Source organism: Cryobacterium sp. Y50, assembly GCF_002929805.1.
Classification (GTDB): domain Bacteria; phylum Actinomycetota; class Actinomycetes; order Actinomycetales; family Microbacteriaceae; genus Cryobacterium.
This window is the reverse complement of sequence record NZ_PJJM01000076.1, coordinates 1-13,352: the sequence shown is the minus strand read 5'-3', so window position 1 is coordinate 13,352 and position 13,352 is coordinate 1. Positions and strand designations below refer to the sequence as shown.

The 13,352-nt window shown below is 62.7% G+C and carries 15 protein-coding genes and 2 riboswitches; of the genes, 5 read left to right on the top strand and 10 right to left on the bottom strand.

The genetic code is table 11. The features are described from left to right. Window positions 1–42 precede the first annotated feature (42 nt). Both CXY73_RS05230 and CXY73_RS05225 read left to right on the top strand, forming a co-directional pair. On the top strand, window positions 43–1,167 hold the full coding sequence (locus CXY73_RS05230; protein WP_104177046.1) for a glycoside hydrolase family 15 protein: 1,125 nt from the start codon (window positions 43–45) through the stop codon (window positions 1,165–1,167). Continuing rightward, on the top strand, window positions 1,164–3,410 hold the full coding sequence (locus tag CXY73_RS05225) for a TIM-barrel domain-containing protein (protein ID WP_104177045.1): 2,247 nt from the start codon (window positions 1,164–1,166) through the stop codon (window positions 3,408–3,410). The genes CXY73_RS05230 and CXY73_RS05225 overlap by 4 nt, the downstream gene beginning before the upstream one ends. Window positions 3,411–3,515: 105 nt before the next feature. Here CXY73_RS05225 and CXY73_RS21860 read toward each other — a convergent pair whose 3' ends face one another. Both CXY73_RS21860 and CXY73_RS05215 read right to left on the bottom strand, forming a co-directional pair. Then, window positions 3,516–4,040, bottom strand: coding sequence for a hypothetical protein (locus tag CXY73_RS21860; RefSeq protein ID WP_104177044.1), 525 nt, complete (start codon window positions 4,038–4,040; stop codon window positions 3,516–3,518). Window positions 4,041–4,291: 251 nt separating this feature from the next. Continuing rightward, the gene (locus CXY73_RS05215; RefSeq protein ID WP_146071636.1) at window positions 4,292–4,702 is read right to left on the bottom strand and encodes a cupin domain-containing protein; all 411 of its coding nucleotides are present in this window, start codon (window positions 4,700–4,702) and stop codon (window positions 4,292–4,294) included. A gap of 66 nt (window positions 4,703–4,768) precedes the next feature. Here CXY73_RS05215 and CXY73_RS05210 point away from each other — a divergent pair, with 66 nt between their 5' ends. From CXY73_RS05210 to CXY73_RS05195, 3 genes are all read left to right on the top strand, one after another. Then, entirely contained in the window at window positions 4,769–5,479 is a 711-nt protein-coding gene (locus CXY73_RS05210; RefSeq protein ID WP_104177042.1) for an NmrA family NAD(P)-binding protein, read from the top strand. After that, window positions 5,476–5,964 carry a DUF1772 domain-containing protein gene (locus tag CXY73_RS05205; protein ID WP_104177041.1) on the top strand — a complete coding sequence of 163 codons (489 nt, stop codon included), beginning with the start codon at window positions 5,476–5,478 and terminating at the stop codon, window positions 5,962–5,964. Before CXY73_RS05210 ends, CXY73_RS05205 begins: the two co-directional genes overlap by 4 nt. A gap of 492 nt (window positions 5,965–6,456) precedes the next feature. Continuing rightward, window positions 6,457–6,891 carry an isochorismatase family protein gene (locus CXY73_RS05195; RefSeq protein WP_255411360.1) on the top strand — a complete coding sequence of 145 codons (435 nt, stop codon included), beginning with the start codon at window positions 6,457–6,459 and terminating at the stop codon, window positions 6,889–6,891. Window positions 6,892–7,018: 127 nt separating this feature from the next. On the opposite strand, the gene CXY73_RS21855 is transcribed toward CXY73_RS05195, so the two are convergent. The 8 genes from CXY73_RS21855 to CXY73_RS05145 all read right to left on the bottom strand — a co-directional run. Next, window positions 7,019–7,186 (bottom strand): hypothetical protein, encoded by a 168-nt coding sequence (locus tag CXY73_RS21855; protein WP_158254031.1) that lies wholly within the window; start codon window positions 7,184–7,186, stop codon window positions 7,019–7,021. A gap of 677 nt (window positions 7,187–7,863) precedes the next feature. Then, window positions 7,864–8,178 (bottom strand): hypothetical protein, encoded by a 315-nt coding sequence (locus CXY73_RS05185; protein WP_104177038.1) that lies wholly within the window; start codon window positions 8,176–8,178, stop codon window positions 7,864–7,866. A gap of 34 nt (window positions 8,179–8,212) precedes the next feature. Continuing rightward, a complete protein-coding gene (locus tag CXY73_RS05180; RefSeq protein WP_146071634.1) occupies window positions 8,213–8,650 on the bottom strand; it encodes a hypothetical protein in 438 nt (145 codons plus the stop codon). Next, window positions 8,635–9,069, bottom strand: coding sequence for a hypothetical protein (locus CXY73_RS05175; protein ID WP_104177036.1), 435 nt, complete (start codon window positions 9,067–9,069; stop codon window positions 8,635–8,637). Before CXY73_RS05175 ends, CXY73_RS05180 begins: the two co-directional genes overlap by 16 nt. Before the next feature lie 377 nt (window positions 9,070–9,446). Further along, window positions 9,447–10,148: a TenA family protein gene (locus tag CXY73_RS05170; protein WP_104177035.1), complete on the bottom strand. Its 702-nt coding sequence runs from the start codon at window positions 10,146–10,148 to the stop codon at window positions 9,447–9,449. A gap of 87 nt (window positions 10,149–10,235) precedes the next feature. Further along, window positions 10,236–10,436, bottom strand: a complete 201-nt coding sequence (locus CXY73_RS22610) for a hypothetical protein (protein WP_233198152.1) — start codon at window positions 10,434–10,436, stop codon at window positions 10,236–10,238. Beyond that, window positions 10,428–10,524: riboswitch (TPP riboswitch) on the bottom strand. It overlaps the preceding gene by 9 nt. Before the next feature lie 445 nt (window positions 10,525–10,969). Next, window positions 10,970–11,662, bottom strand: a complete 693-nt coding sequence (locus CXY73_RS05160) for a TenA family protein (RefSeq protein ID WP_104177079.1) — start codon at window positions 11,660–11,662, stop codon at window positions 10,970–10,972. Window positions 11,663–11,777: 115 nt separating this feature from the next. Further along, a riboswitch (TPP riboswitch) is annotated at window positions 11,778–11,881 on the bottom strand. A gap of 1,170 nt (window positions 11,882–13,051) precedes the next feature. Continuing rightward, window positions 13,052–13,352, bottom strand: a 301-nt coding sequence (locus CXY73_RS05145; RefSeq protein ID WP_146071632.1) for a transposase, incomplete at its 5' end; no start/stop codon positions are given.

Genomic DNA, 13,352 nt, shown 5'->3' with positions numbered 1-13,352 from the left:
CGCCGCCCCCGATCACCCTTCATCATCGTTCCTGGAGCTCTCATGACACTTGCCCCGCCCACTGATCACAGATTCATCGTCGATACGTCGATCACCATCATCTCCAGCCTGCAGCGGCCAAGCGGTGCCTATCCGGCCTCGCCTGAGTTTTCCGCGTACACCGGTTACAGCTGGTTTCGCGATGGCGCATTCATCGCCGACGGGATGTCAGCGGCGGGGCAAGTCGATTCCGCAAGTCGGTTCTTCGATTGGTGCTCCGGCATCCTCAGCCGGTACCGCCCGACGGTCACCGAAATCGTCGGGCGGGCGGGCGGGGCGAATGCCATGGCCGGGGAACACATGATGCCGGCACGGTTCCACTTCGACGGCACCGTCGGCGCGGAAGAATGGGGCAATTTTCAGCTGGACGGCTACGGAACGTGGGTGTGGTCGGTTCTCGCGCACGCCACCCGACACACTCTCTCGGTCGAGCCGTGGGCGGACGCAATCGTCACAAGCTGTGAGTACCTCGCAAGCTCCTGGAACCGCGCATGCTGGGACTGGTGGGAAGAACACCCGGAACGCCTCCACGTCTCCACCCTCGGGTGCGTCGGAGCCGGCCTCGAGGCGGGGATCGCCTCCGGGCTGCTCTCGCCTGCCCTGGCCGACGCGTCTGCCGAGGCCGTGCGCGGTATTCGGCAGCTCATCGACGAACGCGGCACACATGATGGCCATCTGGTGAAATGGCTCGACGACCCGGCGGTCGATGCGAGCAACCTCGCCATCATTGCGCCTCTCGGGTTCATCGACCCGTCGACCGAGCTCGCCGCGCGCACAATCGAGGCGGTTCGCTATCAGCTTGAGGTTGACGGCGGCCTGCATCGCTTCACCGACGACACCTTCTTCGGCGGCGGTCGTTGGCCGCTGCTCACCTGTTTTCTTGGCCTCTGCCTGTTTGAGCGAGGCGATGTGCCCGGGGCACATCGCGCACTTGACTGGGCCGCGGCGACCGCGCTTCCCGACGGACGCCTCCCGGAGCAGGTCGGCGGCCACCTGCTGCACCCCGAGTTCGAGCAATTCTGGATCGACAAGTGGGGACCGGTGGCCACTCCGCTCCTGTGGAGCCACGCGATGTTCCTGCGGCTCGAAGCTGAGCTGGCAACGCACGATGCAGAAGCGCAGTCATGATCCGGCATACCCCGGGAGGGTCTGGCCACCCGTACTCGAGCGACACCGACCAGCGCGAGCCGTTCGCCCCGGTTGCCGGGGAGCCCTTGCGACTCGGTGTTCGTGCGTCATCCGACATCACCGCTGTGAGCTGCACGCTCGGCATCACAGCTGCGGATGGCCACCGAAGGCTACGCCAGCTGAACCTGTCTCCCACCGCCAACTCCTCACGTGGCCGCACCGTCGACGGCGGACATCTCGCATCCGCTCAAGCACGGCTGTCTCGCGCTCACGGGGGCTGGTCTGTGCTCGTCGAGGGCCTCGGGGCTGGGGACCACATCGATTATAAGTTCACCGGAACCTCAGACACCGGCATGCCCGGGAACACCCGATCTTTCGGCGCCCGGGTTGGCGCGTGGCGCGACGCGCCCGGGACCGTCGCCGTGTCCGGCGGAGCCGGAAACATCACACCGCAGAACATCCGCGTGTTCGACGATGGTGAGCGGATCACCCGGGCGCGGTTCACCTTGCCACTCGCCGACACCGAGCATGTCACCGGTTTCGGCGAGCGGTTCGATGCCACCGAACACCGCGGTAAGTGCCTCGACTCGGTCGTCTTTGAGCAGTACCAGAGCCAGGGCGCAGAGCGAAAGACCTACCTGCCGATGCCGTTTGCGCACGTGATCGGCGGGGACGGGTGGGGTTTCCACGTTCGAACGAGCCGCCGGGTGTGGTTCGACATCGGGGCGACCGAACCCGACCTCCTCGCCGTCGAAGTTGCAGTCGACACCCCATCAGCCAACGCGACTGTCGTCGACCTCTCGCTCTTCTCCGGCGCACCCACCGACGTACTCTCCCAGTTCCTCGCCGAGACAGGAACCGCGGAGGAACTCCCGGATTGGGTCTTCTCGCTCTGGGCGAGCGGCAATGAATGGAACACGCAGGCAGAGGTCGAGCGACAGGTCGCCCTGCACCGTAAACATCGGATCCCTGTCGGCTCCGTCGTCATCGAAGCGTGGAGCGACGAAAGCACCTTCACGGCGTTTCGCGATTCCACCTATGAGGTGAATGAAGACGGCGCTCCGCATCGCCTCGCGGACTTCAGCTTTGCAGCGGAGGGAGCTTGGCCCGACCCGAAGGGAATGGTCGACACGCTTCATAACGAAGGCGTTCGTGTGCACCTGTGGCAGATTCCACTCGTCAAGCTGCACCCGCATCCGCGCGGTCAGGCGAGCGCGGACGCACGGTCGGCGATCGGCCAGAACGTCGTGATCACCCAGCCCGATACTGCGGGCGCAACGCGCCCATACCGCAACCGCGGATGGTGGTTCCCGCTGTCCCTGATGCCCGACCTGACTGACGAGCGCGCCGCGAAATGGTGGACGGAAAAGCGGCGCTATCTCGTCGACGAGGTCGGTATTGACGGATTCAAAACGGATGGCGGTGAGCACGCGTGGGGGGACGAGCTCGTCTACCTCGACGGTCGCCGCGGCGACGAGAAGAACAACCTGTTCCCTGTGCATTATGCCAAGGCCTACGGTGACCTCCTGCGCTCCTCGGGCAAGGCTCCGGTCACGTTCAGCCGCGCCGGTTTCACGGGGTCCCAGGCGCATGGCGCATTCTGGGCGGGCGACGAGAACTCCACCTGGGAAGCGTTTCGCTGGTCGATGCTGGCTGGGCTCTCGGCCGCGGCCTCCGGAATCGTCTACTGGGGCTGGGACATCGCCGGATTCTCGGGTGAGATCCCGGATGCCGAACTGTACCTGCGGGCCATGGCTGCATCTGCGTTCGTGCCGATCATGCAGTACCACTCCGAGTTCAACCACCACAGGAAACCCTCAGTGGACCGCACGCCTTGGAACATAGCTGAGCGCACGGGCGATGAACGGATCATCCCCGTGACCCGCTCCATAGTGGAGCTGCGGGAACGCCTGCGACCGTACTTAGCCGAACAGACGCGCATCACAATCGCGACGGGTGCTCCGCTGATGCGCCCGCTGTACTTTGACTCGCCCGGCGACGCCGAGGTGTGGAATTATCCGCTGCAGTGGACCCTCGGAAATGACCTCCTGGTAGCGCCCGTCGTCGCGCCGGGAGTCGACCGTTGGTCGGTCTACGTGCCCGAAGGCGAGTGGGTTGACACGCGAGACGGTTCGGCACATGGCCGTGGAGTCGTCGAGCTGGAGGCCCCGATCACCAGCGCGGTTGTGCTTTGCCGCGCAGACGCCTGGGCGCACGGCCTCCGAGAGGTGTTCGCCGGCTGATCAGTGATTCCCGGCTAGGGAGAAATGACTGCCAAACAGCTGGCTGTTCCTGGTCAAAGTCCAGCATCGCTTTGGCCCCTCTCGACGCCAGCTCGCCAGCCATGCTCATCGTCTGGATGTCCAAACCGTGGCTTGGCTAGCGCGAGTCTGCCGCGGTAAATCGTAGGCGCGACGGTCCGAGGAGAGTCCCTTCGCCGCCTCGAGAGCGGCACGCGCACGGACGGCATCGAGTTTCTGAGCGGTTGAGTCCGAGACAGCGCCGAGCGGCTTAGCGCCGGTGATGCCGTAGCGTTCTCGGTAGGCCGCGACGGTGCATCCGCTTTGGTGCCACGCGGCGTCGGCCGAACCGCGCGACTCCGGCCCAAGAGCTCGAGTCCAGGGCTCTCCCGCGAGCAACGCCTGGTCGAGCACTGCGGCCGCTCGCGACTCGATCAGGTCGGCGCGCTGGACCAACGCCTGGTGCATGGCAGCATCCATCGGCCCGATCGCACGAGGGATGAGCCCGGCGACGAGGCGCGGCGTCCGGCGCGTGCGACCGGCGCCGGTATCCCGCGAGACGATCGTTGCGACCCTCGCTTGCAGCACCGCCGCGATGTCCTGCGCATCCTCGAACCCGCGCGCCGCGACCACGCGCGGCAGCAGGCTCGCGAGACGGATAAGTGTTGGGCGAGCGATTCGATGGTCCAGGGCGCGCCGGGTGAATCATGCAGGAGCGTCAGGGCATTAGACACGAGACGGTCACGGCCCGCGGCGAGCCACCCGGACGCGGATTCTGGGTGTTCACGTGCCCAGCCGCGCAGCGCGTGCACGAGCAGGACGTCGAGGAGTCGGTCGACTACGCCGCCCTGTCCGGGCGCGTCAACGGAGATTTCGTCGCGGCCCTACGTGCCAATCAGCATGGTCGTAGTCCCTGTGGGCGAGTTGCCCCAGGTGCGCACCCCTTGCGCCATGCTGAAGCTGACGTGTTCGCCGCCCTGAGTCGTACAGACCTGTCCGGGGTGAATGACGATAAGCCCTTCGCGTTCGGGGTCGTCTGCAAGACGATACGGTTCCGGTCCGCGCACGATGGCGATATCCCCGGGTTTCAGGCTGACCTGCGCCCGCTCGGTGACCAGAGATGCTTCGCCGGACAGTATCGCTATGAGAGTCAGTGGCGCGCGATCCTGAACATCGATCGACCATGGCTGGTCCATGACGACGCGCAACGCAAACGCCCGTTGCGCGTGCGGGCCGCTGAGGAGATGAGTGAGTGCATCCACACCCTCACAGTAGACCATCACGAATGTAATCAACTCCCTCAGCCATTCACAATCTACATACCGCCGTGTTGGCTATGGATATGACGAATTCACCAGTTCTTGTTCTCGGCGGTACCGGCCGCACTGAGCGGCACCTACGCGGCATATGTCTGCTACTCCCCAGACCTCGCCTTCCCTGGCGTCTCGGACCTCATCGCGCAGTTCGCAGACCGAGCACGCGCTCACAAGGTGCGCCGGTTGGTCCTCCTGTCGGGCCGCGGCGAACAGGGCGCACGCGCCAGCGAGCGTGCGATCCAGCAGTCCGGCATCGATTGGACGATCGTGCGATCGTCGTGGTTCGCCCAGAATTTCAGCGAGCATTTTCTGCTCGGGCCGGTACAACGAGGCCGCTTGGTACTTCCAGCTGGCGCCGTGCGGGAACCGTTCGTCGATCTTGATGACCTGGCCGATCTGGCAACCGCCGCGCTGACCGACGAGGGACACGCCGGTCGCGTTTACGAGATCACCGGACCGCGACTCCTGTCAATGGCCGACGTCGCGGCCGAGCTGTCCGCTGCGACCGGGCGACAGATTTGCTACCAGCCGAGCACCCCGGCGGAGTTCGTAGCGGATGTCGCTTTGGACGGCATTCCCGCTCCTGAAGCAGAACCGCTCGCCGACTTGTTCCAGGAAGTGCTCGATGGTCGCAATGCATCGCTGACCGAGGACCTGGAAAGGGCACTCGGCCGGCCTTCGACCGACTTCGCGCTTTATGCGCGGCGTGTTGCCGCGACGGGGCTGTGGGACGAAGGATCAGCGGCTCACTCATGATGGAACTGTTCGGAACCGCCGTGACGGTCGCAGCGGCGGTCGGGGCTGGTGTCACCGGAGGGGTCTACTTCACGTTCACCACAATTGTGTCTCCGGCCCTGCGCCTGCGTTCCGCCTCTGAGGCCGTGGCCGTAATGCAACGGGTCAACGAAAAAGCCGTCCATGCCCCATTCATGATCGTCTTCTTCGGGGGCGCCCTGGCCGCGTGCGCGACAGCCGTCATTGCTATGTTCCAGGGCAATAGCGCCGGAATAGTTCCCGTTCGCGTCATCGGCGCAGGCCTAACAGTGGCGTCCTTCGTCACGACAATCCTGTTTAACGTGCCGCGGAACAACGCGCTGGCCCGGATCAGGCCATCCGAGGGGGACGCCGCTGACGCATGGCGGTCTTTCGACGCAGGTTGGAGTCCTGCAAACACGACTCGAGCCGTGCTGGCGATCACCGGCTCGGCGTTTCTCGCCTCGTCACTGGTCCAACGCCTTTAGCTAAAGCGCGAACTCTCACGATGCACCGTCTGAAGACGGGCCTGCGCGCTCTCGTGTTTGATCGAATGTCGTTCGTTTCTCGCATGCGGATCGTCTGACTCGATGGCCAACACCCTGTCTCGTTTAGCGTTCCTCATGCGGGAGCTTTGAGTGACCGGCGTGCCGCCGGCTGTGTCAATCGCTCTGGAGTATTGGAGTTCCGGCTTTGGGGATAGCGTCTGCGCCCAACTGCTGGCCGCGAACATGCGCAGTGCAGCCGTCATGGGATGCTGAATTGGTCCCGGTCCTACATTGTGTCTTGGGATCAACCATTTTGGTCATTGATCTGAAAGCAATAAGGAGCCATAAATCGTGATCCACCCACCCTCGATCGATCGATGATCACACCGCCCTGATCGTCGTTGACGCTCAGCAAGGATTTGACCAAGTCGAATGGTGGGGATCCCGAAACAACGCGGACTGTGATCAGAACATCGCCGCGTTAGTGAACGAGTGGCACAGGCTTTCGCGACCGGTCGTCTTCGTGCAACACGATTCCTCCAATCCGCTCTCCCCCCCCTTCACCCCAACAACCCCGGCCATGCGCTGAAAAGCTACATGTCCGGCATTCCAGATCTATTGGTCCAGAAAACGGTCAACTCGAGTTTTCACGGCACACCCGATCTTGACTCCTGGCTTCGAGAAAATGCTATCTCGACCATAGTGATCTGCGGCATCACCACCAATCACTGCTGCGAAACAACAGCACGCATTGGCGGAAACCTGGGATACACCGTCTACTTTGCTGTAGATGCAACTCACACATTTGACAGGACAGACCTCGAAGGCGGAATGATCAGCGCGGCGGAACTTTCCCGAGTAACCGCGATCAATCTTCACGACGAGTTCGCCACCGTCGTCCTCTCGCACGAACTTCTCAACCACTGAAAGCGTTCCGTTAGGGGTTCGGCTTCCGGGTGATGACAGACAGGCCGACCTGCGCAACCTCCCTGGCGGAGCTTTCCGAAAACAGAGCAATTTCGGCAAGTCGAAGCCGTCCTGCCCGAATCTCGCGCTATGTGTGCTCTGCCCGTTGCCGGCGGTCCCTGACGGCGTCAGCCGACAGGACAACGATCGCGATGAGCAGACCGATTCCCATCGTGACCAAGACGTCGAGATCAAGGAAATACGCGAGCCCACCGACAACCAGAATGCCCGGAATCATTGCGATTCTTGTGATCATGCGCTCACCTAACTGCAGTTACTTGCGGACGTCGCCACGAACGGTTGCGAGCTAGTAATCAGCGTTTGATAGCAGGTGGTGTTTGCGTAGCTGCCGTTGTTAGCGATGGATGCGATTGTGTTGACGAGAGTCGCCAAGGTCGCGTCGCCACCCATGAAACACGCTACCGCGAATCGATTGGCGACTGCGACAGGAAGTTTCGACGCTGTGCAGCCGACAACACGTGCGCCTCCCACGACCATCACAGCTGCCATAGCGATGGCCTTCATTTCCACGCCCGTCATATTGACATAGGCGCCTTGTCGGCGGCCGCGACAAGCTGATTTGTGACCTCCGAGGCTGAGCATCGCGATATTCTCCGGGTTTTTCCAGAGCGCGTAGCGGTGTCCTTGATGCCGGCCGCTCGGGCGCTGCCGGGATGTACTGGGCAGAACTTATTCTCATTTTGATCGTCCTGTTTGCGAGTATCAGCCTGATTGGCGCACTTCGCCGGATTCGAGACGCTAATGAGAAAACGGTGAGTCTCCTTGAGGAGCTCACGCGCTCGAAAGGCCATTGGGGTGCGCCTCGCTGAAGGTCCCGTTTGTGGGCAGTGTGCCCTACGGTTTAACGACTTGATGCGTTAAAATTGTTGTCGATGGTGCGATGGCGGTTAGTCTTTCGCGCGAGGTGATGGGCTAACGGAAGAGAACAGGGACGTGGGCTGCTTGGGCCCAGTCAAACCGGATGCGCTGGCCGCCCGTTTCGTTCAGAACATAGGCCTCAAGCTTCATGACGCGATGATCGGCAATTGCTTGATCATTTCCCACGATATCGAAGCGATAGTTGTTGGCGTGCTCGGTCACGAGGACCGCTCCGAGGCCGGGGAAGATGACAAACATTTGATCCGTGAACAACAAAGTGTGTTCGTAGTGCCGGCGAAGATTCTGACCAAGTACCGGGAAGCTGCAAAGTGATTCGATGGGGCGCACGAGGGCTGTCATGGTGATCATGACTTCATCCTTCGCCCCCAAGGTAAGCACCAGGTTAACTGTCGGTGGGTATCTGCTGGGAATGTAGACGGGCACTATCGAGTCGTTGAATGTTGACCAGGGTCGGCCTTGTGAGGACACTCGGAGTGTAGCCACCTACATAGATGATGCGGCGGTCCTTGACCTGCTTGTTCTCGTTCAATACCCGATACATCGTTGATATTGAGCACAAGTACGTGCCCGCGTCCAACAGCTGGGCGTAGATCTGGATCGGCGGCAGGTCAACGAACGGCTTCGAGTTGACGACGTCGAGAATCTGCCGACGGTCGCTGTCACCGATCTTGTTCGCCGGAATCGGCGCCGGCCCGACCACCGGGATTCGTCGTTTTCGGGTCGCTGTTGCCCGAGGGATACCGACCAAGTCGGCGGCGACGCGAGTCGAGATCCCTCGGCTGACCAGTTCGCGGTAGGCGATCATTACGGCAACGCGCACGGTGTTTCGTCCCGCGAGCTCTTCGAAAGACTTTCGAGTAGCTCGTGCATTTTTGACATGATCTCCAACGCCACCCCCGTCGTTTCCAGGCGCTGCTCGGTCTTGCTCAACTGGCGGCGCAGCCGGGCGATTTCAGCTTGCTCCGGAGTTAACCGGCCAATCTTCTCCTCGGGCTTCTTCCCCGCAAGAACACCCGCATCACGAAGCTTTCGCCACTCCGTGATCTGCGACGAATACAACCCCTCGGTGCGCAGATACGCGCCGCCCTCATGGTCCTTGATGGCCGCGTCATACGCGGCCAGGTACGCAAGCTTCTGCGCAGGGGTGAACGACCTTCTCGAGGTCGGACCACCAGCTCGGGGACCGGGACAACTCATAGGACTATCGTCGCGCACGGCGATCACAGACGGACTGGACATAGTGATGATTCCTGATTCTCGCCCTACGTCACACGGCGGACTTACTATTAGCTACTGGCCTCACCCAACCCTGACGATAATGATGGGAGGAGGTTTGAGGCTGCGTGACCCTAACCCTCACTGACGCCCTCTCAGACGACACCGGACTCATCGATTGACAGGACGCGCCTCTTTCGGGGCAGGTGGTATCTGAAAGCGCTGGCGATTCTCGGGCCGAGCACCTGCCAGCGCGCACCGTGCACCCTTATCAGCCCGCGGCCGGACTACGACCGTTCGGGCAACACCGTCGGGGCGGTAGGAGACTCCAGGCGACGGCCAGCTCTCGAAGGAACATGGTGAGCCGGAGCGCATTCCCATGGGCGCACAGAAGATTGACCTCAGATGGGCCAGGTCTCCTGCCGGTGAGCAGCGTCCCAGAACATCCACTCGTACTGAGTGGCTCGGTGGAACGCGGTGTGCATGCGCGCCACTGTGTCGGGGTCGGCCTGGTCGGCGAGGTGGTCCACGATGTCGCGGGCGGTATCGGTAGCGGCGGTGAAGTCAGGATCGCCGTAGGTGGCGATCCAGTCCCCGTACGGGTGCGTGCTCAGGTCACCGACGGTGGCCTTCAGCCGGGTGCCGACGTCGTCGTAGATCCAGAAGCAGGGCAGGATCCCCGCCGCGAGGACCGGGTAGCTTCCCAATGTGGCGAGGCTCAACAGGTAGGAGGTGTAGGCAACCGTGGTCGGTGAGGGCTCGGCAGCGTTGAGGTCGGTGACATGGGCGGCGTGCAGCTGCCGCTCGACCTCGACCACCTCCCGCGCGGCCTGCGCCCAGAACGCCATCTCCTCCGACGCGTTGGCCTGAGCGGCCGCCGCAGCCAGGACCCGGCCGTAGTCGGCCAGGTAGAGCGCGTCCTGGGCAAGGTAGTGCCGGAACGTCTCTTCCGCCAAGGTCGCGTCGGTCAGCTGGTGCAGCAACGGCAGCGCATCGATCGCCTCGCGGACCGTGGCCGTTCGGCGCCATGCCACGGCACTGAAAACGCCGGTGTCGTCGTGGTCGCGGATCGTGTCGGGCATGGTGGTGTGTGGGCTGATCATCGTTCGCTGTCCTTCCAATCGTTCTCGTCTTTCCAGATGTCGTGGCAGTGGTGCACGGGGCCGGGTCCGTGGCCGATGTAAAGCGCGTCAGCGACCCGCAGGGTGGTGGTGAGCCAGGTCTTGGCCCGGCGCGTGGCCTTCTAGGAGGGAGCCGGTGCGCGGGGCCCGTACGGCGGCGACGTTGCGCAGGCACTGCACCAGCAGGGCGTGCCCGCGCATCACGGCCAAGGCCTCGCCCACAACGGCAGAGTCGAATGGGACAGCAGAGACGGAAGAAGGTGCCGACATCGGCGACGTTCCCTTCGCTAGTACGACCTAGATCAGGTTCAACGGGTGTGATCTCAGCCGTGCCAGCACAGCACCCCGCGTCGCTCATCAGCCTAACAGCTGCACCGTGCCCTCGGCTCCGGCCACGCACAAAAGGTCGCGCCTCGGACGGTCCTAACGGGCTGTTACCGGCGCCCGGCTCCGTTGTGGCGTTTTTCGCCGCCGCAGGGCCCTCGCCATGGTGTCGTCTCACCAGGCAGCTGTGAATGTCCGAAGTCGTCTGCACGGGTGACTTGCGCGTTCGACATAGTGTGCACCGGAGTTTGATCTCCCGGCGTCTCCGTACCCGTGTGGACGACTGGCATGTTATTCCATAGTCCGTTGCACGCCGAAGCCGTCGATGAGGACCGGGTTCCTGAGCGTGGTCTGTTGATGGCCCCCGATGCAAGGTAGGCGCTGGCGGTACGCCGGGCAGAAGCGTGCAGGTTCGGTCACGCGATCTCCGCTGATCGTTCAGTCCGATGACGGGACCACGACCGTCACCTACCCGCGCCTCACGCGTAAGCGGTGTCGAAAAAGGCGAGTTCGAGATCGACGACGTACTCCCACACCGCGGTGAGGCGGTCCCGCTCGGCAGAATCCTGGGGGAAGACGCGATCCAGCTCGTCGACGAGGAACTGCACCCATTCCTGGAAGTCGCTGCCGCGGTGGAGGTCGATCCACTCACGGTGGACGAAGCGTTCGGGCATCTGCGCCTCGCGCTCCCCCCAATCGAGGTAGAGCCATTCGGCGATGACGAGGAGAACGAGCAGGTGAGGGTACGACTGTGATCGGGTCGCCTCGGTCATCGCCTGCCTGAACGCGATAGTGGTGGGAGTGAGTTCAGGTGCGGTGCGTTCGGATTTAGGAACTCCGAGCTCGTCGAAGGACTGCTGGAAGTAGCCCTCCTCGTCCGACGCGAGCATGCCAAGCTGGCGGGCGAAACGCAGTTTGGCGGGCACCTCGTCCGCGTACGCGACACAGGCTCCGAGCATGGAGAGGAAGGTGTCGAAGAACTGATGGTCCTGCACGAGGTAGCCGATGAGGACCTCGTCGTCAATCGTGCCGGCGGAGAGCTCCCTGACGAAGCGGTGGTCGACGGCGGCGTCCCACGCCTCAGCCACCGCGGCGCGGAGGTTCACGATGTGGCCGTTCGGATCGACGGTGATGGTGGCGATGCCGGGTGCAAATCGGTGAACGTCGGTCATGAGCATCTCCTCTGTCAGATTGTGCGCTGCCGTCCTTGGCAGGGCGCGTCGACAGGGGAGGATGTCCGGCGGGTGCAATCGCATGCGCGAACGCATAGGTGGATGTTCACAAGCGAACGGTCACCACACGACTTCCTCCGCCGGTGCTAACCAGTTCAGGTTCGAGGGTCTGCTTGCGCACTCTCAGCGCCCTTTCACGGCGCTCCCCTGTCGTACAGGTCGAGTGTACACAGTGGTTGCTGATCGGGAGTGACTCCGCAGGCGAACAGGCGATTCGCCGCAGACGCGAACTTGTCAAGACAGTGTCAACACCCCCTCGCTATCGTGGGTCGTCGCTTCACCAGACAACGACTACGCAACCTCTGAGTCGTGCAGCCGACTGCGGACACTCCTGCAGTCAACTTCGGACACTGTCCGCACACGATCGTTTCCAAGCTCGACCTCATCACCAGGCATCCTCACGAGCTGCGAGCCCGTCGACCGTACCCTGCCAAGAGATGCCGAGTTCCTTGGCGACGTGCGCGACCGGACGCCCCCCAACATCCTTTCGACCAGAAGAGCCCTTCCTCGAAGGGTTCAACCTGGCATTAATGTGTGACCTGAGGACCTCCGTTGCGAAGTGAGACGTTGAACATCTCCGCTAAGCACCGGAGGACCTCCCTTTTTCAACCACTTAAGTCACTAACGTCGTGGCCAGGTGCACCTACGTCGCGGTTCAGGATGTCAGGATCGGCTCGGTAGGCGTGCTGCACGCCCTCTTCTGATAACCGGACCACGATCGTGCGGTACCCATCGTTGCGGACCTTCGCCGCCAGGTTGGTCCCGATCACCTCGGTCGTGTCCGCCCGCCGCAGAACCATTGCAGCGAGCAGCGGGCACGGCGGGGTCACACCAGTAGCTCCTGAATACCACACCCGACCGGGGGAAAGGGCCACCTCGTGTTGAGGATGTCGCGGTCGACAGCACTTTGCCGACCAGCCCGGCCAGGATCAACGTGACGACCCCGTCCCGCGCATTCGTCCGCGACCATCGGTGTTCGCCACGATGATGCCGCTGATATCGACAACCATCTGACACCCCATCGTCACCCACCGCGACGCACCACCCCGGCGTCATCGGATTAGCAAGTATGTGCCGTGCCCTAATAAACTATTTTTTATGCTCGACTTTGTCGTCGCGGGGCTAAGCCTCAATACTGTTCAGTTAAGTAGTTGAATGGTGATTTCTGGCTCGTGAGTGGGTTGTGGCCAGTGGGCGTGGTGGAGGCGTTTGGCGGGCCATTTCGAGACTTTGCGTTTGATGACGCGAGGGTTTGATCGTCGTCGGCGTGGAGGATTCAGTCTCCGGACGAGGGCGCGGACCGCATGACGCCAGACTGCTGTGGCGTGGTCAGGCTGCGGAGGGGGAAAAAGCGCCCTGACCGACTGAGCGGCGGGCGATTCGGAGTGCGGCAATGAAAGAAACTCGGTCAGGGTCTCGGTGCGCGTGCTGGGCGGCCTCGACCATGAGCGTGCGGATCGCGTAGTGGCAGCACAGGTGGCCCCAGATTTCCTGTTTGACCAGGTCGGGGGATTTGGATCGCATTACCATGCGCGGGCCGCGTTGGTGGGTTTTCAACTCGTCAAACACCGACTCGATCTCCCACCGTTCGGAATACACGGTCGCCAGTTCTTCCGCCGAGGCCTCGGCC

Coding starts and splice junctions, on each gene's coding strand:
- CXY73_RS05230 (WP_104177046.1), top strand. CDS start 43: ATGACACTTGCCCCGCCCACTGATCACAGATTCATCGTCGATACGTCG.
- CXY73_RS05225 (WP_104177045.1), top strand. CDS start 1,164: ATGATCCGGCATACCCCGGGAGGGTCTGGCCACCCGTACTCGAGCGAC.
- CXY73_RS05205 (WP_104177041.1), top strand. CDS start 5,476: ATGATGGAACTGTTCGGAACCGCCGTGACGGTCGCAGCGGCGGTCGGG.
- CXY73_RS21855 (WP_158254031.1), bottom strand. CDS start 7,186: ATGATCACAAGAATCGCAATGATTCCGGGCATTCTGGTTGTCGGTGGG.
- CXY73_RS05185 (WP_104177038.1), bottom strand. CDS start 8,178: ATGATCACCATGACAGCCCTCGTGCGCCCCATCGAATCACTTTGCAGC.
- CXY73_RS05175 (WP_104177036.1), bottom strand. CDS start 9,069: ATGTCCAGTCCGTCTGTGATCGCCGTGCGCGACGATAGTCCTATGAGT.
- CXY73_RS05170 (WP_104177035.1), bottom strand. CDS start 10,148: ATGATCAGCCCACACACCACCATGCCCGACACGATCCGCGACCACGAC.
- CXY73_RS22610 (WP_233198152.1), bottom strand. CDS start 10,436: ATGTCGGCACCTTCTTCCGTCTCTGCTGTCCCATTCGACTCTGCCGTT.
- CXY73_RS05160 (WP_104177079.1), bottom strand. CDS start 11,662: ATGACCGACGTTCACCGATTTGCACCCGGCATCGCCACCATCACCGTC.